The sequence below is a fragment of the Fodinisporobacter ferrooxydans genome (assembly GCF_022818495.1).
Classification (GTDB): Bacteria; Bacillota; Bacilli; order Tumebacillales; family MYW30-H2; genus Fodinisporobacter; species Fodinisporobacter ferrooxydans.
This window is the reverse complement of record NZ_CP089291.1, coordinates 1,196,217-1,219,082: the sequence shown is the minus strand read 5'-3', so window position 1 is coordinate 1,219,082 and position 22,866 is coordinate 1,196,217. Positions and strand designations below refer to the sequence as shown.

Annotated in this window: 22 protein-coding genes; 19 read left to right on the top strand and 3 right to left on the bottom strand. The window is 40.6% G+C overall.

Features of this window, described 5'->3' with window-relative positions:
• Positions 1-100 precede the first annotated feature (100 nt).
• From LSG31_RS05740 to LSG31_RS05720, 5 genes are all read left to right on the top strand, one after another.
• Entirely contained in the window at positions 101-865 is a 765-nt protein-coding gene (locus LSG31_RS05740; RefSeq protein ID WP_347438436.1) for a ParA family protein, read from the top strand.
• Positions 858-1,718: a ParB/RepB/Spo0J family partition protein gene (locus LSG31_RS05735; RefSeq protein ID WP_347438435.1), complete on the top strand. Its 861-nt coding sequence runs from the start codon at positions 858-860 to the stop codon at positions 1,716-1,718. The genes LSG31_RS05740 and LSG31_RS05735 overlap by 8 nt, the downstream gene beginning before the upstream one ends.
• A gap of 334 nt (positions 1,719-2,052) precedes the next feature.
• Entirely contained in the window at positions 2,053-3,198 is a 1,146-nt protein-coding gene (locus LSG31_RS05730; protein WP_347438434.1) for an aminotransferase class V-fold PLP-dependent enzyme, read from the top strand.
• A 49-nt stretch (positions 3,199-3,247) separates the two neighbouring features.
• Entirely contained in the window at positions 3,248-3,946 is a 699-nt protein-coding gene (locus LSG31_RS05725) for a DUF554 domain-containing protein (protein ID WP_347438433.1), read from the top strand.
• A gap of 50 nt (positions 3,947-3,996) precedes the next feature.
• Positions 3,997-4,503, top strand: coding sequence for a DUF4446 family protein (locus LSG31_RS05720; RefSeq protein ID WP_347438432.1), 507 nt, complete (start codon positions 3,997-3,999; stop codon positions 4,501-4,503).
• Between the two features lie 53 nt (positions 4,504-4,556).
• Here the strand turns inward: LSG31_RS05720 and yyaC are convergent, their stop codons facing one another.
• Entirely contained in the window at positions 4,557-5,207 is a 651-nt protein-coding gene (yyaC, locus tag LSG31_RS05715) for a spore protease YyaC (RefSeq protein ID WP_347438431.1), read from the bottom strand.
• 351 nt (positions 5,208-5,558) lie between these two features.
• Between yyaC and LSG31_RS05710 the strand changes: the two genes are divergently transcribed.
• The 7 genes from LSG31_RS05710 (at position 5,559) to ssb (ending at position 12,301) form a co-directional block, all read left to right on the top strand.
• Positions 5,559-6,140 (top strand): hypothetical protein, encoded by a 582-nt coding sequence (locus LSG31_RS05710; RefSeq protein WP_347438430.1) that lies wholly within the window; start codon positions 5,559-5,561, stop codon positions 6,138-6,140.
• Between the two features lie 180 nt (positions 6,141-6,320).
• A complete protein-coding gene (locus tag LSG31_RS05705) occupies positions 6,321-7,253 on the top strand; it encodes a mechanosensitive ion channel family protein (RefSeq protein ID WP_347438429.1) in 933 nt (310 codons plus the stop codon).
• Positions 7,253-7,453, top strand: coding sequence for a DUF951 domain-containing protein (locus tag LSG31_RS05700; RefSeq protein WP_347438428.1), 201 nt, complete (start codon positions 7,253-7,255; stop codon positions 7,451-7,453). The genes LSG31_RS05705 and LSG31_RS05700 overlap by 1 nt, the downstream gene beginning before the upstream one ends.
• Before the next feature lie 44 nt (positions 7,454-7,497).
• Positions 7,498-9,489: a molybdopterin-containing oxidoreductase family protein gene (locus LSG31_RS05695; RefSeq protein WP_347438427.1), complete on the top strand. Its 1,992-nt coding sequence runs from the start codon at positions 7,498-7,500 to the stop codon at positions 9,487-9,489.
• A gap of 150 nt (positions 9,490-9,639) precedes the next feature.
• A complete protein-coding gene (locus tag LSG31_RS05690) occupies positions 9,640-9,870 on the top strand; it encodes a DUF3892 domain-containing protein (RefSeq protein ID WP_347438426.1) in 231 nt (76 codons plus the stop codon).
• A 639-nt stretch (positions 9,871-10,509) separates the two neighbouring features.
• Positions 10,510-11,610 (top strand): redox-regulated ATPase YchF, encoded by a 1,101-nt coding sequence (gene ychF, locus LSG31_RS05685; RefSeq protein ID WP_347438425.1) that lies wholly within the window; start codon positions 10,510-10,512, stop codon positions 11,608-11,610.
• A 151-nt stretch (positions 11,611-11,761) separates the two neighbouring features.
• Positions 11,762-12,301 (top strand): single-stranded DNA-binding protein, encoded by a 540-nt coding sequence (ssb, locus tag LSG31_RS05680; RefSeq protein ID WP_347438424.1) that lies wholly within the window; start codon positions 11,762-11,764, stop codon positions 12,299-12,301.
• Positions 12,302-12,479: 178 nt separating this feature from the next.
• Here ssb and LSG31_RS05675 read toward each other — a convergent pair whose 3' ends face one another.
• The gene (locus tag LSG31_RS05675; RefSeq protein WP_347438423.1) at positions 12,480-13,505 is read right to left on the bottom strand and encodes a WD40/YVTN/BNR-like repeat-containing protein; all 1,026 of its coding nucleotides are present in this window, start codon (positions 13,503-13,505) and stop codon (positions 12,480-12,482) included.
• Positions 13,506-13,684: 179 nt separating this feature from the next.
• Between LSG31_RS05675 and LSG31_RS05670 the strand changes: the two genes are divergently transcribed.
• The 7 genes from LSG31_RS05670 (at position 13,685) to hemG (ending at position 22,267) form a co-directional block, all read left to right on the top strand.
• Positions 13,685-14,116, top strand: a complete 432-nt coding sequence (locus LSG31_RS05670; RefSeq protein ID WP_347438422.1) for a coiled-coil domain-containing protein — start codon at positions 13,685-13,687, stop codon at positions 14,114-14,116.
• Positions 14,117-14,428: 312 nt separating this feature from the next.
• On the top strand, positions 14,429-16,381 hold the full coding sequence (locus LSG31_RS05665; RefSeq protein WP_347438421.1) for an ABC-F family ATP-binding cassette domain-containing protein: 1,953 nt from the start codon (positions 14,429-14,431) through the stop codon (positions 16,379-16,381).
• 38 nt (positions 16,382-16,419) lie between these two features.
• Positions 16,420-16,572 carry a hypothetical protein gene (locus LSG31_RS05660; RefSeq protein ID WP_347438420.1) on the top strand — a complete coding sequence of 51 codons (153 nt, stop codon included), beginning with the start codon at positions 16,420-16,422 and terminating at the stop codon, positions 16,570-16,572.
• Between the two features lie 264 nt (positions 16,573-16,836).
• Positions 16,837-18,357 (top strand): aldehyde dehydrogenase family protein, encoded by a 1,521-nt coding sequence (locus LSG31_RS05655; protein WP_347438419.1) that lies wholly within the window; start codon positions 16,837-16,839, stop codon positions 18,355-18,357.
• Between the two features lie 356 nt (positions 18,358-18,713).
• Positions 18,714-19,748, top strand: a complete 1,035-nt coding sequence (gene hemE, locus LSG31_RS05650) for a uroporphyrinogen decarboxylase (RefSeq protein ID WP_347438418.1) — start codon at positions 18,714-18,716, stop codon at positions 19,746-19,748.
• 93 nt (positions 19,749-19,841) lie between these two features.
• Entirely contained in the window at positions 19,842-20,780 is a 939-nt protein-coding gene (hemH, locus tag LSG31_RS05645) for a ferrochelatase (RefSeq protein ID WP_347438417.1), read from the top strand.
• The gene (gene hemG / locus LSG31_RS05640) at positions 20,777-22,267 is read left to right on the top strand and encodes a protoporphyrinogen oxidase (protein ID WP_347438416.1); all 1,491 of its coding nucleotides are present in this window, start codon (positions 20,777-20,779) and stop codon (positions 22,265-22,267) included. The genes hemH and hemG overlap by 4 nt, the downstream gene beginning before the upstream one ends.
• Here hemG and LSG31_RS05635 read toward each other — a convergent pair.
• On the bottom strand, positions 22,241-22,819 hold the full coding sequence (locus tag LSG31_RS05635; RefSeq protein WP_347438415.1) for a hypothetical protein: 579 nt from the start codon (positions 22,817-22,819) through the stop codon (positions 22,241-22,243). The genes hemG and LSG31_RS05635 overlap by 27 nt on opposite strands.
• Positions 22,820-22,866: the final 47 nt, after the last annotated feature.

Sequence of the window (22,866 nt, the reverse complement as noted above, 5' to 3'; positions counted from 1 at the left end):
CCTAAAATTAGTAGTGAAACAAGCGAGGATTATGCAGGATGAACAATACGTATGGCGAATATTTTTTAGATGCCGAATGTTTCAGGAATGAGGTGACGAAATGGCAAGAGTAATAGCCGTTGCCAATCAAAAAGGAGGAGTTGGGAAGACAACTACTTCTGTAAATCTTGGTGCGTCCCTTGCAAGTTTAGGGAAGCGTGTGCTGCTTATCGATATTGACCCTCAAGGAAATACAACGTCCGGTATTGGTGTAAATAAAGCAGACGTTCACCATTGTATCTATGATGTAATCATAAATGATGTCCCTGCAAGTGATGCAGTTTTGGCCACTGAGATTGATACACTAAAAATTTTGCCTGCTACGATTCAACTGGCTGGTGCGGAAATTGAGCTTGTACCGACAATTTCCAGAGAGGTACGATTACGAAAAGCAATTCAACCTCTAAAACAATATTTTGACTTTATATTGATTGACTGCCCTCCTTCATTGGGTTTATTAACCGTAAATGCCTTGACTGCTTCTGATTCTGTTATGATTCCCATCCAATGCGAATACTATGCTTTGGAAGGGTTAAGTCAATTATTAAACACGATACGCTTGGTTCAAAAACATTTGAATACGGCTCTGGAGATTGAAGGTGTGCTTTTGACCATGTTGGATGCGCGTACAAATTTGGGAATTCAAGTGATTGAGGATGTTAAGAAGTATTTTCGTGAAAAAGTATATCAAACCGTGATTCCTCGTAATGTACGACTAAGTGAAGCGCCTAGCCATGGGCAATCAATCATTCAATATGATGCTAAGTCAAGAGGAGCTGAATGTTATCTTGATCTGGCTAAGGAAGTGAGTAGCCATCATGAGTAAAAATCGTTTAGGAAAGGGTCTGGAGGCATTGTTTCCTCAACTCGGCGTTGATGAGCAAGATCCTGTGACTCAAATTGAAGTCAATGAGTTACGGCCAAATCCCTTTCAGCCGAGACGAGTTTTTGATCAAGGGAAACTACAGGAATTAGCCAATTCGATTGAAGAACATGGTATTATTCAGCCACTAGTCGTTCGGAAAAGTTTTAATGGTTATGAAATTGTTGCGGGAGAAAGACGCTGGAGAGCTGCTAAACTTGTAAAACTGCAATACGTACCGGTTGTTGTTCGGGAGTTTACAGATATTCAATTGAGCGAAATTGCTTTAATTGAAAACTTGCAAAGAGAAGACTTAAATCCCATTGAAATTGCAGAGGCCTATTCAAAGCTAATGGAGAATTTCAATTTGACACAGGAAGAACTCGCAAAAAAAGTAGGGCAAAGCCGTTCTCATGTTGCGAATTACTTACGTCTTACTCATTTGCCAAAAGAAGTTCGAGATTATGTTTCACGTGGAACAATAACGATGGGACACGCAAGGGCAATTCTGGGTTTGCAAGATGAGAGCCAACAAAAGACATTAGCGCAAAAAATTACAGAGGAAGATTTAAGTGTTCGAGTAGTTGAACAACTTGTCAATCGTTTATCCTCCGGAATCACGCGAGAACCGAAAAGGCCTGATAAAAAGAACTCCCTATTAAAACAATATGAAGATCAATTTCGATCCTATTTAGGTACTTCTGTACGAATTCAACAAGGGAAAAAGCGGGGAAAAATAGAAATTGATTTCTTTTCGCCGGAGGATTTAGAGCGTATTATTCAGCTTATTTCTGAAGTTGGCGATTCAAAAAAATGAATTTATATTATTTGGGGGATGACATCTGTCGTCTCCATTTACTTTATATTCATGAGTTTTGAATGACAAATCATAACAAAACGAAAAATAGTTATATCTAAGACCTGAATTTATAACGATGGTCACCAATAACAGGGGGATTCGCTATCTTAATTCATCATGCGATGATGAAAATAGTGAGATGTTTGTTATCGAGTGTTTCATTTGTTCAAGAATAAAGCTTGAATTATCGGGTTACGAAACATACACTAATGTTTAGTTGCTTTTTGATTTCTCACCGTTTGCAGTGGTGAGATAGTTTTTATTTTATTGACTAGAAAGATGGGATAATTCTATGATCTATCTCGATAATGCTGCATCTTCATTTCCTAAACCTCCGGAAGTGATAAATGCCATGATGGAATGTATGAAGGAATATGCAGGGAATCCCGGTCGAGGAAGCCATGCTTTGGCAAACCAGGCAGCACGGGTGATATTCCAGGCTCGTCAGGAAATCGCAAAACTGTTTGGAATCGCACATGCGGAGGATGTTATATTTACACAAAATACCACGGAATCGTTAAATCTGGCCATTCAAGGATTTCTGAAACCGGGAGACCATGTAATAACTACCATGTTGGAACACAATTCTGTTCGACGACCTTTAGAATACATGAAACGAAAATATCAAATTGAAATTACATATGTATCGGTAGATTCAAAAGGATTAATGAATCCCCAGGATATTTATAGCGCTTTAAAAGGGAATACCAAAATGATTGTTGCATCCCATGCTTCCAATCTGACAGGAAGCATTATTGATTTACATAGTATTGGTGAATTTGCAGGGAAACATGGAATCTGTTTTCTTGTTGATGCAGCACAAACAGCAGGTGTTTTGGATATCGATGTGCATGAAATGAATATACAAATGCTTGCGGCACCTGGCCATAAATCATTATATGGTCCACAAGGTACCGGGTTTTTATATGTGCATCCAAGCATTGAACTGGAGCCTCTTATGTACGGTGGGACTGGCGGAAACAGTGAATCGATCGACCAGCCCAAGGTGAGACCGGATCGATATGAAAGTGGAACAAGAAATACGGTTGGAATTGCCGGACTATTAGCAGGAATTCAATTTATTCAAAAAAAGGGGATTGCAAACATTCGAGATCATGAGTTGCAATTGACTCGAAAAATTCTTCATGGTTTGAATCAATATGAAAGAATTAAAATTCTAGGTCCTGATCAACTTTCTTTGCGGGCGCCTGTGGTTTCCTTTGTAATAGACGGATTGGATTCAACAGAACTTGGATTCATCCTGGATAAGTATTATCAAATTGCCGTTCGAACCGGATTACATTGTACACCCCTTGCTCATAAAGCATCAGGATCATCGGATACGGGTGCTGCGCGTGTCAGTGTAGGTTTTTTTAATACAGAAGAGGAAATTGACATATTTTTATATGCAATCAGTGAAATTTTAAAAGAAATGTAAATGGGATAATACAAATAGAGAAAAGAATTTGGTTGTAGAGGGGATATATATGTTTTTGTTAGGCACTTTTGTAAATGCTGTATCGGTATTGCTTGGTACGTTCATTGGAATTGCACTACCCAAGATTCCCGAACAAATGAAGACGACTGTATTGCAGGGCCTTGGTTTAAGTGTTTCTATAATCGGCCTTTCGATGTCTCTAAAAGCGGGAAACGATATATTGATTATGATTATCAGTCTGGTGTTTGGAATTATTATTGGTGAATGGCTTGATATTGAAGGCTTTTTGTTGCGATTTGGACAATGGGTAGAAAGCAAGTTTCAAAGGAATGGAGAGAATCGAATTGCTGAAGCATTTGTTTCTGCAAGTTTAATATTTTGTGTCGGGTCGATGGCCATACTTGGGGCAATACAGTCAGGTCTCGCAAATGACCATCACCTCTTATATACAAAATCCATGTTAGACGGATTTACTTCAGTAGTATTTTCGTCAACAATGGGAATTGGGGTTGGATTAGCTGCCATCCCTATCTTCTTATATCAAGGACTTATTGCACTAATTGCACATGTGTTTGGGCAAGTATTATACAATCCTGCGATTGTTAATGTTGTGACTGCAACAGGCGGGTTAATGATCTTGGCCATTGGCATAAATATTTTGGACATAAAAAAAATTAGAGTGGGAAACATGTTGCCATCTTTGGTTATAGTCGCTATAGTGAAATGGGCATTATTACATCTGATTTAGGCAACAATACATGTTACGTTGTTGGATCGTGGACCGGGAGGAGCTTTTTTATGATTTCGTTACATTCGCTTATCTTAGACAATATAGAGGTTATTACCCTGACTGTTCTTGGACTGTTGATTCTTATATTTATACTATTGCTGATGTTTCTAATTCGTTTTGCCCAATTGCGAAAACAGTATCAACGTATCATGACCGTCAAGAAAAAACTCGATTTGGAGCAATTATTATTTCAATACGTTGAAGATGTTCAGAAATCGATGCACGAGCAAAAACAATTGTCAATTTCAATTGAAAGTCTTGAGCAGAGAATTACGAATAAACTTGGTACGATTGGTGTAATACGTTTTAATGCGTTTGGAAATACCGGAAGTGATTTAAGTTATGCAGTTGCACTTTTGAATTCAAAGGGTGACGGTGTGGTCTTATCCAGTATTTATGGGAGAGAAGAATCAAGGACTTATGCAAAACCCGTAACTCAAGGTTCCTCAACATATCCGCTTACAGAAGAAGAAAAACTGGCAATACAAAAAGCATTGCAAACAAACGAATCATAATACATTTGGAATTGTAAAAAAAAAACCCGACTTTTTAAAAACGAGTTGGGTTTTTATTGCATATAAAGGGAAGGATTTTCTGACTGTATATAAAATGTAGAGAGCTTTTGTTTATAATTCAATAGCATAGTTTCTTTAATGATATTTGATATGCATTCGGCCATTGACATAACAAGATGTAAACGGGTATTTTGCAATACAAAGTACTCCATAAATCCACCAACATTTACAATCCCCGTAATATGCATGTCTCCTATTTCAGGCAACTCCTTATTGACACCAGCTCCAGGTTTTAAAGGTCCGTGTGCTAATTGAATCGTACCCACATTAGCCAATTTTCCAAGGCAGGCATCAATAGCTAAAATAAAAGGCCGATTGTGGTTTTTCTGGATTGCAGCAATTGTTTCCTGAAGATTTACCGCATGTACGGGTTGATCCAGCGTGCCATAGACATATACGTTTTGATTTTGATGAATAACCGAATGGTGTAAAGATCTTTTAAGAAAAGTGCCTACTAAAGGACCTAGTGAATCACCAGTGGACCGGTCTGTTCCGATGCAGACGATAACCAAATCTTGTTGCTCTGATTTTCCTCTTTGTAACGTTTCATACAAAAGATCCCGAACAGTTGGTATCGCTAACGAATCTGCATGGTCAATTTTATAGGGAATTTGAGGCAGACGATTACGAATACTTCGAAACATAGGCTCCTCCACCTTAAAAAAGTATACTGATAGTATATGCAAAATTTTTACAACATATACTTAAGATACGTGTGCATTTTGTAAGAACTTTTTGGGGAGTAATTATACGATTGTTTTGAATCAATATTTGCATAGATTTTTCAGAAACAGTTTTTTCAGATAGACTCCGACTTCACTTATGCTTTCACTAGATCTCGAGTTTCCTTTCCATTTAGACATATTCCACCGATGGTTCTACTTCCTTATATAATGTCATAGAGTATCATGAAACGCAGGTATGGATGATGAGAGTACGATTATAAAAACATAGCCAAAAATATCAGAAAGATTGCTAGGACATGGGTGATAGATATGGAAATCGATATCATGGCTGTTTTATACCTCGTTTGGTCATGTTGCATCGGATGGAAACGTAGAGGATTAAATGCTGTAATGGATTTCATGGCATTTTCTATTGTAGCGATCGTAGTAAAAGATATCATTCCTTCGACGGAGCATTTCGTAATTCAGCCGGAGTTGCAAATTCGTTTGCTCGAGTGGATTCAATACCACATAAATGAAACAACACCAGTATCAGCAACCTTTTTTCATATTGTACGTGAAATTCCGGTCGGATCCAATATGTTCAATCGGGATCTTGAAATATGGAATAAATCCTATAATTACGTTATGACGAGTATAACAGGGATTGCATTTTTTATTTCCATTCAGATGATTCGCCGTTCCTTAATCACTGTATGGCCGCCAAGAAGCGGCATGTGGGATAGCAAGTTAACTGGAGCCATGATATATGGAATACTAGGTATTGCAGCATGGATGTTCAGTATTTCATGTCTAAGCTTGTTGACCTGGTTCCACGGATTTGCTTGGTTGGATCATTCATTGCAGCAATCTTTATTTGTCAGAACGTCTTTTTCACTGAATCCTTGGTAAAGGGTTTGCTATTTGGGTAATCGTGGACAAGTTAATAAAGAGTGAATATCCCGGAGACTATAAGAGTAATCCAAAGTGTTTTGTTATAATAGTAGATGTGTCAAAACATCTTGTAATGTTGGCGCATTGTTGTACTATTGATGAAAGTCCTTTGGATTTCTATAGGAGGGGATATTGCAAATGAATACGAAAAATCCAAGTATTGTTTCCATGCAAAGTTTATTTCATCGATTATATTTACAAGTCATGTCCATCGACTTGTATGAATCGATTGCTATCTTTCTAATTAAGCTACTAATTTGGTACATATTAGCGAAAATCGTTATCAAATTTGGAACTTCCTTTATTCAACGTGTATTTCAGCATCGTGCATTGCGGTTGAATGAAAGAAGAAATCGGACGCTGCAATCATTAGTCATAAATGTCCTTCGATATGTTGTGTACTTTTTGCTAATCATGGCGATATTAGAAGCATTGAATATCCCTGTCACGACTCTATTGGCTGGAGCTGGGGTAGTAGGTGTCGCGATTGGTTTTGGTGCACAGAATCTCGTGCGAGATGTAATCACAGGATTTTTTATCATTTTTGAGGATCAATTTGCAGTCGGAGATTCGATTCAGACAGGTCAGTTTCGGGGAACGGTTGAAGAATTTGGATTGCGGATTACAAAGCTGCGTGCATGGACAGGCGAAATATATATTCTGCCGAATAGCAGTATTACACAAGTGACCAATTTTTCAAATGCAAACTCCTTGGCAGTTATCGATGTTGGAGTGTCCTACAATGAGGATTTGGACCGCGTGTTTGATGTAATTAAAGATGTAATGCTGCAAGCAAAAATCGATGTACCCGATATGATAGGTGAACCTCAAGTTATGGGGGTGCAATCGTTTGGAGCTTCTGAGGTAGTGATTCGTTCTACCGTAGAATGTAATCCTCTCATGAATTATAGTGTTCAAAGAGAGATTTTCAAACGGATCAAAGGAAAATTTGACGAAGTTGGCATTGAGATTCCTTATCCGCACCAAGTACTAATCACATCTTCAGCGATTGAGAAAAAATCCGATTCATTAACTACTGAATTAGAGAAAAAGCAAGGTGAGGGATCCTAATGCAAAAAACATTTCAATTGAATGATGTTGTTATGATGAAAAAACCTCATCCATGTGGGACAAATGAATGGAAAATTATTCGGATGGGTATGGACATACGAATCAAGTGCGAATATTGTGGTCGTAGTGTATTAATGCCAAGAAGTAAATTTGAGAAAGATCTAAAGAAAATTCTCCGCTCGGAAAGTACGACAGAGTAGTCATAAACCCGATCTGTCAGGAATAAGTCAAAGGAGTAAGTCAAATGAAACATATACGTACAGCTTGTCCGTTGGATTGCTGGGATGCTTGCGGAATGGTGGCTACAGTCGATGAACATGGGCGGATCCGGCATATAGAAGGTGATCCGGAACATCCGATCACTCAGGGAATGATTTGCGGTAAGGGAAGAAAGCTAGTAGATCGTTTATATCATAAAGAGAGAATCCTAACGCCTCTAAAAAAGATAAATGGACGTTTTCATGAAATCAGTTGGCAGCTTGCATTGGATGAAATTGCGGAATACATGAGCAATTTCCGCTCATCCTACGGTCCAACATCGATATTACATCACTACGATTATGGTTCTGGCACTTTATTAAAAACAATGGAGACCCGATTTTTCAATTTGTTTGGCGGTTTTACAGATACGATTGGCAGTTTGTGCTGGGGTGCAGGTTTAGAGGCACAAAGGTTTGATTTTGGATATTCGGCCAGCCATAGTCCGGACGATATGGCTGAACATTCTGGACATATCGTCATATGGGGCAGAAATGTTAATGTTACGAACATGCATATGATGCCATTTATTAAACGTGCCATGGCTAGAGGTGTTCCGATTACAGTTATCAATCCGTCCCCTACGGACTTTGACCGTTTTGTCGCGAATCGGTTTCATCCAAGACCCGGAACGGATGGCGCATTAGCTTTTGGCGTATGCAAACAATTAATTGATCTTAATTTAGCAGATGAAATGTTTATAAAAAATAGAACAGTAGGATTCCAACAATTTCATGATTCACTGCAATCTTTTTCCTTAGACAGAGTCAGTGAAATGACAGGCATTTCATCTGAGCAGATTATGCAGCTTGCTGCTATATATGGTGATGCAAAACCTACTTGTACACTATTAGGAATTGGATTGCAACGATATTCAAACGGCGGCAATACCATTCGGGCAATCGATGCTTTGGCAGCAATTAGCGGGAATATAGGGATTTCTGGAGCTGGTGTGAATTATGCCAATCGGGGTATTTCCAAATTCTTTGATTGGGATGCGTTTACAGCATTGGATAAACGCTATGCGTATCGGGAATTTACAAAAATTACGCAGGCAGATGAAATCATACAGGCTCAGAACCCTCCGATTCAGATGCTCTTCGTTACACGTGCAAACCCGATCACGCAAATTCCGGATGCAAATAAGACGATTCGCGCATACCAGTCGATACCGGTGAAAGTTGTTATAGACATGTTTATGACGGAAACTGCTAAGTTGGCAGACTATATCTTGCCGTGTCTGCATGCGCTTGAGGAAGAAGATGTTTTATTTTCAACAATGTGGAGTCCGTACATGGTATATATGAATCCGGTTATTTCTCGAATTGGAGATACAAAGCCAGATCTGGAGATATGGCAAGAGTTAGCAAACCGACTTGGGTTTGGAGCAGAAATGGCAGGTTCACCGAAAGAATGGATAGATCGTGCGTTTGGTAAATTAAAGGAGTATGGTATTTCCAGCGAGCGTTTGCAGAAAGCCGGATATCTGCGATTTCCTATTCCGGAAGTACCTTGGAAAGAAGGAGAATTTGCAACACCATCCGGTAAATATGAATTCTTATCATCATTGGCGGGTGAAGAAAGCGGTGCGTTGCCTGTGTATCTTGAGAATCAGGATGAACGATATAGAAACCGATATCCATTTCATCTTTTGACAGTTCATCCTAGAAAATCGCTAAATTCACAAGGGTATACAATCAATGGTCAAATTGAGTTGCCGCAAATCGAGATATCGAAAGCAATTGCAATGCAGCGAAGTGTAACTACTGGAGATCGGATCCTTATCTGGAATGATCGTGGTTCATTAGTAGGGCGTGTTAAAGTATCATCAGGATTGCAAGAGCAAACGATAAAAATAGAACAGGGTTTTTCTACTAAAGAAGGAAAATCAGTCAATATACTTACTGCCAACTATTTATCAGATCTTGGAATTGGCAGTGCCCAATACGATTGTCGCATTAATTTGAAAAAAATTTAATCGTTTGGATTGTGTCTTACTTAACCACTTTTTGAACACGCACTCATAGTGAATGCAAATTCTGTCCATGCTATATGTAAAAAATCCGACTATGGAAACATCCGTTAAATGTTCGACTTTGTTCGTGCATAGTCAGAGGAGGCATTATGAATGTCTGAAAAAATTATCGCAATTCGAAAAGATGGTAATGGTGACATAGCATATATTAAAACGGAAAGCGGGAAAATACTGTCAATAGAAGAGGTACGGCAATTGGCTAATCAGGGATTGATTGACAGCATTGATGATTTAAATAAGGAGGGCGATTGGGTGATTGAACAGAGTGCAGGGACGGGTGAACGAGTAGAAGGGCATAATTTAGACATGTTGCCTAAATTTTAAACGAAGAAATGAAAACATTGCAATTTCGATTGTTTTTACTTGAACTTTTCAATATAATGGCAGGGATAAGTCTAGACTCAAGTACTAAAGCACTTAGTGAGACTTTATTAGAGGATGTTCAAAAAGTAGTCAAAACTCCACGGCGGATTGCTTTGCCGAATCCCAAAAAGGCTTACTCATGTACCAAACACGTACACTCCGTCGCCTTTTCGTGCTTCGGCTTCGCACTCCTTGTGTCTTACTTAACCACTTTTTGAACACGCACTATTAATCAAAAAAATCAGATGGAGAAAAAATTCATCTGATTTTAGTTTCAATTTATTCAGATTGCTTTAATTGGGAATCGATCAAAAATGTTTAATGTTTCACGTGCAACATTTTAGCTTATAATGCTTATATTTCTCTTTGACGTGTAGCAGGGATTGAAAACATTAAAATATTTACATAAAATAAGAGCTAGTTTTTTAATGTTGAGAATCGGCACGAAAGCTTTCAGATGTGCAAAGAAGTTTTTAAACCTGAAAATAATTTATATGGAACGATATCGATGAATCTTCGAAATCGACAAAGTTAAAATATACTACGGAAACAACTTGAATTATGTTTAGATTCTAATAAAAATAGAGGTGGCGTAACAAAATGGCTTTAAAAGCTGGAATTGTAGGATTACCAAACGTAGGGAAATCAACGTTGTTTAATGCGATAACAAAAGCTGGAGCTGAAGCAGCAAATTACCCGTTCTGTACAATCGATCCAAATGTAGGAGTGGTGGAAGTCCCTGATCCTCGGCTGCAACAGTTAGCGGATATCGTAAACCCCAATCGGATTGTTCCTACAGCATTTGAGTTTGTTGATATTGCTGGACTAGTAAAAGGAGCCAGCCAAGGAGAAGGTTTAGGAAATAAGTTTCTTTCGCATATTCGCGAAGTGGATGCCATTATTCAAGTCGTCCGTTGTTTTGAAGACTCCAATATTACACATGTATCCGGAAAAGTAAACCCGATCGATGACATTGAGACCATCAATTTGGAGCTAATCCTGGCAGATATGGAGTCAATTGATAAGCGCATGGAGAAAACCAAGAAACAATTGAAAAGTGGTGATAAAAAATATCAACAGGAAGTATCTGTTCTCGAACAAATCAAAACGACTCTAGAGGCAGGACAAGCAGCGCGGACGTTGGAATTAACGGAAGAAGAATGGGCATTGGTACGGGATTTGCATTTGTTAACGCAAAAAAAGATATTGTATGTAGCAAATGTAGCTGAAGAGGAAGTTGCAAATGCAAATGCAAATACTTACGTCGAGCAAGTACGGCAATATGCTGCAAAAGAAGAAGCCGAAGTTATTGTAATTAGTGCCAAAGTAGAGTCAGAAATCGCTGAACTTGAAGGCGAAGACCGGCAAATGTTTTTAGAGGAATTAGGACTTGAAGAATCAGGCCTAGACCGACTTATTCGCGCTGCTTATAAACTTCTTGGATTGTATACGTACTTTACAGCAGGAGTACAAGAAGTACGGGCATGGACAATTCGAAAAGGGACGAAGGCGCCGCAAGCGGCGGGGGTGATTCATACTGACTTTGAACGTGGATTTATTCGTGCAGAAGTAGTAGCGTATGATGATCTTGTACAAGCAGGTTCAATGGTAACTGCAAGGGACCAGGGAAAATTACGATTAGAAGGAAAAGAGTATATCGTACAGGATGGAGATGTTATGCATTTCCGCTTTAATGTTTGATTCAATTTTCTTGATAAAACATTGTAGTAGATCAATTGATTATTCAGGAGATTATTAAAATTTTTAAATTTTTTTAATATTGTAGAGCAACAAATGGTTTGTTATACTAAATTTTAATAGACTATCGATTCATAAATAGGGAGGTGCACCTATGTTAAATCGCATTATTCTTATTGGAAGACTGACTGCGGACCCAGAGTTGCGTTATACGCCAAACGGAGTTGCGGTCGCCTCATTTACATTAGCGGTTGATCGGCCAAGAGCCAATCAGATGGGTGAACGGGAAGCAGATTTTATAAATATCATCGTATGGCAGAAGTTAGGCGAACTATGTGCGCAATATTTGCGAAAAGGCCGCTTAGCTGCGGTAGACGGGCGGTTGCAGATTCGTTCGTATGAGAATAAAGAGGGCCAAAGAGTTCGAATTGCAGAAGTCGTTGCAGAAAATGTGAGATTTTTGGATCGTGGCGATCAGAATCCTTCGTCTTCATCGATGATGGGCAATTCCTCTATGGCTCCATCCAATTATGGCGGATTAGGCGGCGGTTCTCAGTATCCTTCCGGTAATCCAGGGAATTTTGGCAGTGGATCATCAGGACTCAATCGTGAACCAGCGAAAGAAACAAAATTTGAAGATCCTTTTGGAGATGGAAGACCAATTGATCTTTCCGATGATGATTTGCCTTTCTGAAGACATTAACACGAAATGTGCAGTTTTGACATTTGTATCATATCATTGAATCATCAGAGGAATTTATTATGATTTCTGTGCTGTTCGAATTATTGTGTTGAAAGGGGCTGGATGGCCCCCTTTCAGTTTAAAGTGCCCCTCCCATACTTAAAAAGCCGGAATTACAGTATACTCAGTATTACTGATTGATCCAAGCATTTGCTTCACTCCAAGACTTTCCGCCATCCTTAGTGAACATAAGGAGATATTTGTTGTTGACCCAGAGAAGTGCATATCCGTGTTGATTATCGATCAGACTCATCGAACGAGCCTCTTTTGTCTCAGGCGATGTGAGGTTGGTAAACGGAATCCAGTTTTGACCGCCGTCGATGGTATAAAAAGAGTTGCCCCGGGATTCCCATAACCAACCTCTCCCATCAGAAAGGAAGTCAATTCCCATAGGATAGCCGTTAAGACCTAGCCCGTTGGTATTTGCAGCTTTCGGGGTTACTTCGGCTTTTTTTGTCCAATTTTTTCCACCATCATGCGAGAAAACAATTAACTTTGACATCTGGCCAGCAGCAGGCTGACCATCGCAAAGAGCCCAAATTTGAGAAGATGATGGGGCGGAATGATTGACAAATAAATCTTCGCCAAATTTGCCAATTGAGCATGCTTGATCGGCAAAGAGAGGTTTTTGATACGGCATCTTTACCCATGTTTGCCCGTTATTTGTCGTCTCAATCTGTGATTTTGGATTTTTCCAATCATCGCCAACTAGCACTTTAGCGCTTGTGCTGCCTGTTAACACAACGCGGCTGAGCAGATTCGAATCTTCATAAACCTTTGTCCAGCTATGACCGCCATCAACCGTCTTCCACACCAATCCATGGCCATTGCTAGCGGAGAGAAGCAGTCCTTGTTGAATGTTCCAAAACACAATCGAGTTAGGTTGCTGGATGTAAGCACCCGTAGTGCTTGAGTTGCTCGGTGAAGTTTGCGTAGTTGGGGACACAGACGAATCAGGGATGGATGTGTTGTTCTTGACGCTACTGACGGTGGTGGGATGCGATACCTGATTATCGTGGTTTTCCTTTTGGGTTCCTTCCTTTGCCGGTTTTTCCGGACTTGCACCAGTTGTCAACTGTCCGCCACAGCCAACCAGTAAAAAAATATCCAAAAGAAGCAAATACAGAAGCCAATATTTGAACGAGAATGTTTTCATCACAATCATCTCCCTTAGCGATTCTTTACGGAATGTTTAAATATTTGACGCGGATGAATTGCAAATTGTTTCAACTACGATCACCGGCTTGAAGAAACGGGAATATATAGTTGCGGCTAGGTATCGGATAAAACATGTTATAATTAATATATTCAGATACAGAACGGGAGTTGAAAAATATGGATCGTAATGAGATGGAGGAATTGTTAGGTAAGTTTGCCAATATGTTAATTGAAAACATGAATAAGTCAATACGTGATTTGGACAACCGTATGGAAAAAGGATTTTTAGAGTTAAACAAGAGAATGGACAAATTGGAAGCACGAATGGATAACCTGGAAGCGCGAATGGATAACCTGGAAGCACGAATGGATAACCTGGAAGCACGAATGGATAGCTTGGAATCGCGAATGGACAGCTTGGAAAAACACTCGGAAAGTAATGGGAATTGCATTTCTGAATTGAAAATAGGTCAGACAAGAATAGAGCGGAGATTACTGGAAGTCAGTGATGATGTACAATTTTTTAAAGAAAAACATATAGAAAGAGAAAAAGAGGTATGGAGGCTTGACAAGGAAGTCAGGGAATTGCGTCAGGAGAGACGCGCGTAAATTCCTGATTTTTTGTTCGGGTCCTTGACCATCCCCAAAAAGGTTGTCGTTGCCTGATTGCAGTGGCAGCATTTATAATCAACATCTATAATGACCTTCGAAAAACTTTTACCACGCATATATTACAAACACCAAAATTTCTTTGCCGTATAGCTGTTTTTATGAAAAGTATTGTTTTGCAATTGCAAGCGCATAACGGAACAGTATTCCTATAACAGGACAATAAACAATAAATATCAGGATTCATTGACATTCTATTCAATTCGTTGTCAACATCCGATGATCAATTTTACGATTAGAAAAGGAAGAATTATGAACTTACTATCGATTGAAGATATTTCCAAAAGCTTTGGCGTCAAGTGCTTATTTGAGCATGTTTCCTTTGGTATAGGAGTTGGAGACAAAATCGGTTTAATTGGTGTGAATGGAACCGGAAAATCGAGTTTTTTAAAGATCATTGCGGGCTTGGAAAGTCCCGATTCAGGAAAAGTTATTGCGGGAAGTCATGCAACAATTGAATATTTACCGCAAAATCCCGAGTTTGATCCGGATGCTACAGTACTGCAACAAGTCTTCAAAGGCAATACACCAGTTATGCAAACCGTTAAAGAGTATCAGGAAACGATAGGGAAATTGGAACTGCAGCAGAATGATACCGCTTTGCAAAATCGATTGCTGTCATTGCAGCAACAAATGGATGCGTTAGATGCCTGGCAGATGGAAAGTGAAGCAAAGACCATTTTAACCAGATTGGGAATCCCGCAGTTTGATGCAAAAGTCGGCACACTTTCCGGTGGACAGAGGAAACGAGTAGCTTTGGCAAATGCTCTTATTCATCCATCTGATCTATTAATATTGGATGAACCAACAAACCATATCGATCATGAAACGGTCGACTGGCTAGAACAGTATTTAAATAAACGCAAAGGGGCATTACTGCTCGTCACACATGACAGGTATTTTCTGGATCGCGTTGTCAATCGGATTATCGAATTGGATCAAGGGCGTCTTTATAGTTACGATGGCAGTTATCGTTACTTTCTAGAGAAAAAAGCGGAACGGGAAGAACAACGGGAATCCTCGGAGAGAAAACGGGCCAACCTGTTGCGAAGGGAATTGGCATGGATTCAGAGAGGAGCCAAAGCCAGGTCGACAAAACAAAAAGCCAGAATTGATCGGTTTGAAAAACTCCAACAGCAATCATACGAATCTGGGACGACTAAAATTGAAATTTCTTCTGTAGCCACTCGATTGGGCAAGAAAGTTTTTGAATTGGAGCGTATAGAGAAAAGCTATGATGGGAAACGCTTGATCCAGGATTTTACTTATATTGTTTCCAAAGAGGATCGAGTCGGGATTATCGGACCAAATGGCAGAGGAAAATCCACGCTGCTCAATATCATAGCAGGAAGGATTGACCCGGATTCAGGAAGCATTGAGAAAGGTCCAACTGTCAAACACGGATTTTTTTCCCAAGAAAGTGATGAAATGGACGGCAATCAAAGAGTGATTGAGTACATCAAGGAAGCAGGGGAGTATGTTTTCACTGCTGATGGTGGATTGATCAGTGCTGCACAAATGTTGGAAAGGTTTTTATTTCCTGCTGCACTTCAGTGGACACCAATAGGAAAGCTTTCCGGAGGAGAAAAACGGCGGCTTCAGTTATTGCGGATTTTGATGGGTGCACCAAACGTACTCCTGTTAGATGAACCGACGAATGATTTGGATATTCAAACGTTGACAATTCTTGAAGAATATCTTGAGGAATTTGCTGGAGCAGTCATAGCTGTTTCCCACGATCGGTATTTTTTGGATCGCGTTGTTGACAAGTTGTTCGTGTTTGAAGGCGATGGTGTCATTCGGCAGTATATAGGGAATTATTCAGAGTATCTGGAATCCAACACAATGCCGCCAAAAGTCTCAGACAATCCGGCTGGTCGACAGAATCAAGAGAAAAAACACTTGCCAACTCAAAATCATAAAGCAAAAGAGCAGGAGCAAGAGAAAAAGGAACATCTGTTAAAATTTACCTATAAAGAACGGAAAGAGTATGATGAAATTGAAGGCATCATTGAGCAAGCAGAGAACGATTTGCGCGTTATCAATGAAAAAATTGATGGTGCTGGAAGCGATTTTGAGCTTTTGCAAGAGTTGTTCTCACACAAACAGGAGTTGGAAAAAAAACTAGAGGTATTGTTCGAACGGTGGACATACTTAAATGAACTGGCGGAAACCATTGCGAAACAACGCAAGCATGAATCATGAATGAATGAACGAAAATCAAAATAAGGAAGATGAATTCGGTGAATCAAGACATTGAACGAATGAAACAGCTGATTGAAGCAAAGAAAAAGAAAAACGCGGGACAGATGGGATCCATAAGACCTGATAAAAAGATTGGAAAGCAGAGAAAAGGTGTAAAGGTTGGAAAAAAAGGCGGGTTATTTGACAAATAAGTTCAGTATTAAAATAGCAGCGGATGTCCCAAGCGTTCATTTTTAGATGGTTAGCTTTCGCTTGCACTATCATAACAAAAGCAAAAAAAGGCATCTTTATTCCATTTTTTATGGATTGGGATGTCCTTTTTGTTTTGCTTGTACATATTTTTGAATGTTCGGAGTGTTTCTTTTTGGGAATATAAACTCTATCGACTGTATATATAGTAGTAAAGCTCTTCTTTGAAAGCGCTTCTGAAAAATAGTCAAAGGTGGGGAAATTATTTGTCAACAAATTTTGTAAAACCAGAATCAACAACTGCGCAACTAGATCCAAGAGTTCAAGCATTTTTAAACAGTGGACCCAAACGATTATTTATCGGCGGGCAATATGTAGAATCTATCTCAGGAAGAACATTTGCTACAAAAGATCCTTCAACGGGTGAAGTTCTTACATACGTATTTGAGGCTGATAAAGAAGATGTGGATCGGGCTGTTGAAGCTGCAGAAAAAGCATTGCAAGGACCTTGGGCAAAGGTAACTCCCAGTGAGCGGGGGAAATTGATTTGGAAATTGGCAGACCTGATGGAGGAGCATGCTGAGGCTTTGGCGCAATTGGATACTCTGGACAATGGAAAACCAATTCGTGAAACACGAAATGCAGATGTTCCTTTAGCAATTGATCATTTCAGGTATTACGCAGGATGGGCGACAAAAGTTCATGGGGAAGTCATCGATAATTCCGTAGGATCGCATATGTTTACATATACAAGACGCGAGCCTGTCGGAGTTGTCGGACAGATTATACCGTGGAATTTTCCTTTGCTAATGGCTGCTTGGAAACTGGGTGCGGCGTTGGCGACAGGAAATGTGGTCGTCTTGAAAACAGCGGAACAAACGCCATTGTCTGCATTGTATCTGTCTGAATTAATACAGGAAGCCGGGTTTCCCGATGGCGTTGTAAATATTTTATCCGGATTTGGTCCAACAGCGGGCGGTGCGATTGTACAGCATCCGCGAATTCGTAAAGTGGCGTTTACCGGGTCTACAGAAGTCGGAAAATTAATTATGCAGCAGGCTGCTGGCAACCTGAAACGGGTGTCATTGGAGCTGGGAGGAAAGTCTCCCAATATTGTTTTTCCTGATGCTGATTTTTCGAAAGCAATTCCGGGAGCATTATTGGGGATTTTCTTTAATCAAGGGCAAGTTTGCTGTGCAGGTTCCCGCCTGTTCGTTCATAAAAAAGTATACGATAATTTTTTGGCGGATATGTGCAGCTATGCCGGTAAAATAAAACAGGGACCCGGTCTGGATGAAACGACAGAAATTGGGCCATTAGTTTCCGACGAACAATTTGACCGTGTATCCTATTACCTGAACAAGGGACGGGAAGAAGGCGCGAATCCGATTCTTGGAGGACAGCCGTTAGACAGACCCGGATATTTTGTACCGCCAACGATTTTTGCCGATGTCAGAGACGATATGACAATAGTAAAAGAAGAGATTTTCGGTCCGGTTGTCGCTGCATTGCCATTTGACGATGAAGAGCAAATTGCCGATGTAATCCGTCGAGCCAACACAAGTGAATACGGATTGGCTGCCGGCGTGTGGACAACAGATGCAAGAAAGGCCCATCGCGTCGCGCATGAATTAGAGGTTGGTACCGTATGGGTAAACTGTTATAATGTGTTTGATGCGGCCGTTCCCTTTGGAGGCTACAAGCAATCTGGTTTCGGAAGGGAAATGGGAAATTATGCTCTAGAATTGTATACGCAGGTAAAAGCAATTTGGATGAATTTGGGATGAAAAAAGTGTGGTTCCAACCATATGATTGATATAGTAACGTATCCTTTATCCCCGGAAATGGCCGGGGATTTTACATTTGTTTCGGAGTCGCTGTATAACTTGATTCTGTACGAACAACACTACTATGTGATAGATTCAGAATATGAAAAGATTTAAAAAAGGTTATGACATTTTGAACATCCTTCCAATGGTTCGATAACGATAGACACGAATTGTTCAAGATTAGAGCGTAAGGACACTCCATTTCTACGTTATGATAATAGTGTTTTATCCGATAGCCAAGATGGATCATCTTATGAGATGTGAATGACATACAGTACTTTTTTACTATAGATCGAATGAAATGGGGTATATGAGTGAAGAATGATCGTTTTTTGCGTGCATGCAGAAGAGAACCGGTGGATGTTACACCTGTTTGGTTTATGCGGCAGGCAGGCAGATCCCAGGCGGAATACAGGGAGATTCGCAAGCAGTATACGTTGATTGAAATCACACATAATCCGGAATTGTGTGCGGAAGTAACGATTTTGCCCGTCAAACAGTATGATGTGGATGCTGCCATTTTATTTTCCGATATTATGGTGCCGATTGCTCCCATCGGCCTCCCTTTTGATATCCGGGCTGGTGGTCCGGTAATTGAAACACCGATCCGTTCCAAAGCGGATGTGGACAAGCTTCATGATTTTGATATGGAACAGGATTTGCCATATGTCATCCAAACCATTCAAATCTTGTCTAAGGAATTGCATGTTCCATTGATTGGATTTTCCGGTGCGCCATTTACTTTGGCCAGTTACATGATTGAAGGTGGACCTTCAAGGAATCACCTGAAAACAAAAACGATGATGTATGAACATCCTGATATTTGGTTTGCATTAATGGATCGCCTTGAAAAAACGATCATTACATATTTGGAAGGTCAAGTCAATGCTGGTGCAGACGCGCTGCAAATCTTTGACAGCTGGGTAGGCGCTCTTTCTCCGTTTGATTATGAAACTTACGTTTTACCCACGATGAAACGGATCATTCAGGGCATTTCCCATTTAGCTGTGCCAAATATCCATTTTGGCGTTGGAACCGGAGAATTATTACCGTTGATGAAACAAGCAGGATCGGATGTCCTTGGTGTGGATTGGCGTGTACCGCTTGCAGATGCAAGAAAGCGGGCCGGTCATGATGTTGCTCTGCAAGGAAACCTTGATCCGGCTACACTCTTGGGGCCTTGGCAGGAAATCGAACGCCGGACGCGGGTGATCATCGACCAAGGGATTCAACAGCCAGGATTTATTTTTAATCTTGGGCATGGAGTATATCCGGAGACAAATGGAGAAATCCTGCGAAAACTTGCGCACTTTGTCCATGAATACAGTAGTAACAAGGTACGGCAGTAACAAGGGAAATGAATTTTACAATAGGACGTTCATTTTGGATGTCCGTTCGACTTGCAATGAAAAAGCCTCATCATTCATTCAAAAGGGGTACATATGAATAAAACAGTCGGAATATTAGTCATGGCGTATGGAACACCACAAAGTCTCGATCATGTCGAAGCATATTATACTCATATTCGGCGTGGGCGCAAACCGACTCCAGAGTTGTTACGGGATTTGATCGATCGCTATAAAGCAATTGGCGGAGTATCCCCATTAAATGAAATTACCCGGATGCAATCACAAGGTTTGGAAACATTGCTGAATGCAAACGCGAATAACAATCGTACATATCGTGTATATCTTGGAATGAAGCATTGTTCACCTTTCATTCAGGATGCAATCGAAGACATGCATCGCGATGGCATTGAAGAAGCTGTTGGTTTCGTTTTGGCTCCGCATTATTCCGTGATGAGCATCGGCACCTACATACAAGCGGCAGAAGAGGCGTTGCAAAAATCAGATGGACTTCATATGACATTTATTCGCAGTTGGCATCTTCATCCGGATTACCTGCAGGCTGCAGCAAGGCGTATTCAAGATTCATTAGAAAAATTTCCGAAACAGGTTCAAAAAGATATACGCGTAGTATTCTCCGCACATAGTTTGCCGGAAAAAATACTATCAATGGGTGATCCGTATCCTCGCCAAATCCATGAAACCGGGGATGCCCTCGCTCGCGAACTAAAATTAAACCATTGGTTATATGCATGGCAAAGTGCCGGCAGAACGGCAGATCCATGGCTTGGACCGGATATTTTGGATGTATTGAAGTCCTTGCGAAAGGAAGGACATACATCTGTAATCAGTTGTCCGATTGGATTCGTTTCCGATCATTTGGAAGTCTTATATGACATTGATATCGAATGCCAGGCATTATGCAAAGAAATAGGAATCCACCTGATTCGTACAGCTTCCTTAAATGCAGATCCGGATTTTCTGAAAGCATTAGCGAATATCGTAGTCGAACATTTGGCAGGTGAATCGGCATGACAAATAAACCTATTCGTGTTCTAATCATTGGCGGAGGAATTTCGGGATTGAGTGCCGCGCATTATATTGTCCAAAAAGCGAAACAAAACGGTATTTCTGTCGCTTGCCAAGTCATAGAAAAAGACGAAAGACTTGGTGGCAAGATTCAGACGGAACGATATAACGGATTTGTGATGGAAGGTGGTCCCGACTCGTTTCTTGCCAGGAAAAAAGCTGCACCCAATTTATGCAGAGAACTTGGATTGGCAGATGAATTGGTAGGCACCAATCCGCAAGCACGACAAAACTTTATTTTGCATAATGGGAAACTGCACTTGATGCCACCCGGTACAATGATGGGGATACCGGCAGAAATCGGTCCGTTTGTCCGAACATCACTCATTTCACCAATCGGAAAGTTACGGGCTGCGTTTGATCTTGTGTTGCCTAAGGGAGAAACGCAACAAGATGAGTCATTGGGCTTGTTTTTACGCCGCAGACTTGGCGATGAATTGCTCGAAAACCTGGTTGAGCCATTATTGGCAGGAATTTATGCAGGCGATGCGAACCTGCTTAGTTTGCAAGCTACATTTCCTCAGTTTCAGGAATTGGAAGCCAAGCATAGAAGCTTGATTCTGGGGATCATGAATCAGCGTAAATCGTCCCCCAAGCCGCTCAATTCCACATCTGTTCCGAGTTCAGGAGCTGTACCAAGACTGCCTAACAGCATGTTTCTATCCTTGCGTACAGGGCTTATTCGTTTAATCGAAAGACTCACGGACGTGCTAACAGCAGAGAACGTTCAAATACATGCGAATCAGGGCGTACAAACGATTGAACCGCCAAAAAGCCCAAATGGAATGTACACGGTGCAGTTGGAAAACGGAAAATCAGTATCGGCACATGTGGTATTTGTTACAACTCCAGCCATTCAGACGCAAAAAATGTTTGAGCCTTTTATATCGCTTCCTCAGTTGCAAGAAATACCATATGTCAGTGTTTCGACCGTTTTGCTGGCATATCCGAAACACTTGCTGCAGCATTCCCTGAATGGCAGTGGATTTGTCGTTCCACGCAAGGAAAAACGCATGATTACCGCTTGTACCTGGGTCTCATCCAAATGGTCCCATACGGCGCCTGATGATTTTGCGTTATTGCGTTGCTATGTCGGACGCTCTGGTGATGAGCGCTTCCTGTCACTGACGGATGAAGAATTGGTCAGCCGCGTCCAAAAGGATCTGCAAGATATCATGGGAATTACAGCAACGCCGTCGTTGACCCGGGTCGTGCGCTGGAATCAGGCCATGCCTCAATATCTTGTTGGACATCTGACACGCATGAAACAACTTCAGGAAACTATTTCAGAATCTTTACCCGGTGTGTTTTTATCGGGTGCAGGTTACTATGGATTGGGAATTCCTGACTGCATTCAACAGTCCCTGGATGCAGCCGAAAAAGCAATCGATTATATACAGAAGCAACTAGGAGCTTATACTGTATCTGGATGAAAATTTGGGCAAAAATCGTTTGAACAGTTGCTTTCCAGACCTAGGTATTGGGTTATAAAAGGCCGGTAAAGAGTGTTCTTCCAATTGCCTTTCATAATTGTAATTCGGCATTGTTTGGTTTTGTCTCTTCGGCAAATCTTCCAAAGGCATGGAGAAATCACTGCGCCATTCCAATTTTCGAATTTCAATTGTTTCCGAATTGCCGTTATTGATTTGGATCAGTGGAAAAATGGACTGAAGTTTTACATAGATCGTGTCGCAAATCGAATAGATGCGTTCTAAATCGTCTCGCATGATTTGCAGGTACGCATCATTTTGAAGTGCTTCCCAATCCGGATACAAAACTTCGGATAGAAAATGGAAAATACCGTTTGATTTCACCGATTTTTCAACAGTGGTTGAAGATATTGCCGCCGGTGATGCCGGGATTGTTTCTGCGCTCAAATCAGCATTTGAAGCAATTGTTGAGGAATCGGGTGATACTGCGGATTCTTCTGTAAAGGCAGCAAAACATGGTGAAATTCCAAATGGAGCCAATCCAATCAAATTCACAAAAATCCCTCCTGAAAATTTTTCTGTGCGTATCCAAATTTGGTGTG

Coding starts and splice junctions, on each gene's coding strand:
- LSG31_RS05740 (WP_347438436.1), top strand. CDS start 101: ATGGCAAGAGTAATAGCCGTTGCCAATCAAAAAGGAGGAGTTGGGAAG.
- LSG31_RS05735 (WP_347438435.1), top strand. CDS start 858: ATGAGTAAAAATCGTTTAGGAAAGGGTCTGGAGGCATTGTTTCCTCAA.
- LSG31_RS05730 (WP_347438434.1), top strand. CDS start 2,053: ATGATCTATCTCGATAATGCTGCATCTTCATTTCCTAAACCTCCGGAA.
- LSG31_RS05725 (WP_347438433.1), top strand. CDS start 3,248: ATGTTTTTGTTAGGCACTTTTGTAAATGCTGTATCGGTATTGCTTGGT.
- LSG31_RS05720 (WP_347438432.1), top strand. CDS start 3,997: ATGATTTCGTTACATTCGCTTATCTTAGACAATATAGAGGTTATTACC.
- yyaC (WP_347438431.1), bottom strand. CDS start 5,207: ATGTTTCGAAGTATTCGTAATCGTCTGCCTCAAATTCCCTATAAAATT.
- LSG31_RS05710 (WP_347438430.1), top strand. CDS start 5,559: ATGGAAATCGATATCATGGCTGTTTTATACCTCGTTTGGTCATGTTGC.
- LSG31_RS05705 (WP_347438429.1), top strand. CDS start 6,321: ATGAATACGAAAAATCCAAGTATTGTTTCCATGCAAAGTTTATTTCAT.
- LSG31_RS05700 (WP_347438428.1), top strand. CDS start 7,253: ATGCAAAAAACATTTCAATTGAATGATGTTGTTATGATGAAAAAACCT.
- LSG31_RS05695 (WP_347438427.1), top strand. CDS start 7,498: ATGAAACATATACGTACAGCTTGTCCGTTGGATTGCTGGGATGCTTGC.
- LSG31_RS05690 (WP_347438426.1), top strand. CDS start 9,640: ATGTCTGAAAAAATTATCGCAATTCGAAAAGATGGTAATGGTGACATA.
- ychF (WP_347438425.1), top strand. CDS start 10,510: ATGGCTTTAAAAGCTGGAATTGTAGGATTACCAAACGTAGGGAAATCA.
- ssb (WP_347438424.1), top strand. CDS start 11,762: ATGTTAAATCGCATTATTCTTATTGGAAGACTGACTGCGGACCCAGAG.
- LSG31_RS05675 (WP_347438423.1), bottom strand. CDS start 13,505: ATGAAAACATTCTCGTTCAAATATTGGCTTCTGTATTTGCTTCTTTTG.
- LSG31_RS05670 (WP_347438422.1), top strand. CDS start 13,685: ATGGATCGTAATGAGATGGAGGAATTGTTAGGTAAGTTTGCCAATATG.
- LSG31_RS05665 (WP_347438421.1), top strand. CDS start 14,429: ATGAACTTACTATCGATTGAAGATATTTCCAAAAGCTTTGGCGTCAAG.
- hemH (WP_347438417.1), top strand. CDS start 19,842: ATGAATAAAACAGTCGGAATATTAGTCATGGCGTATGGAACACCACAA.
- hemG (WP_347438416.1), top strand. CDS start 20,777: ATGACAAATAAACCTATTCGTGTTCTAATCATTGGCGGAGGAATTTCG.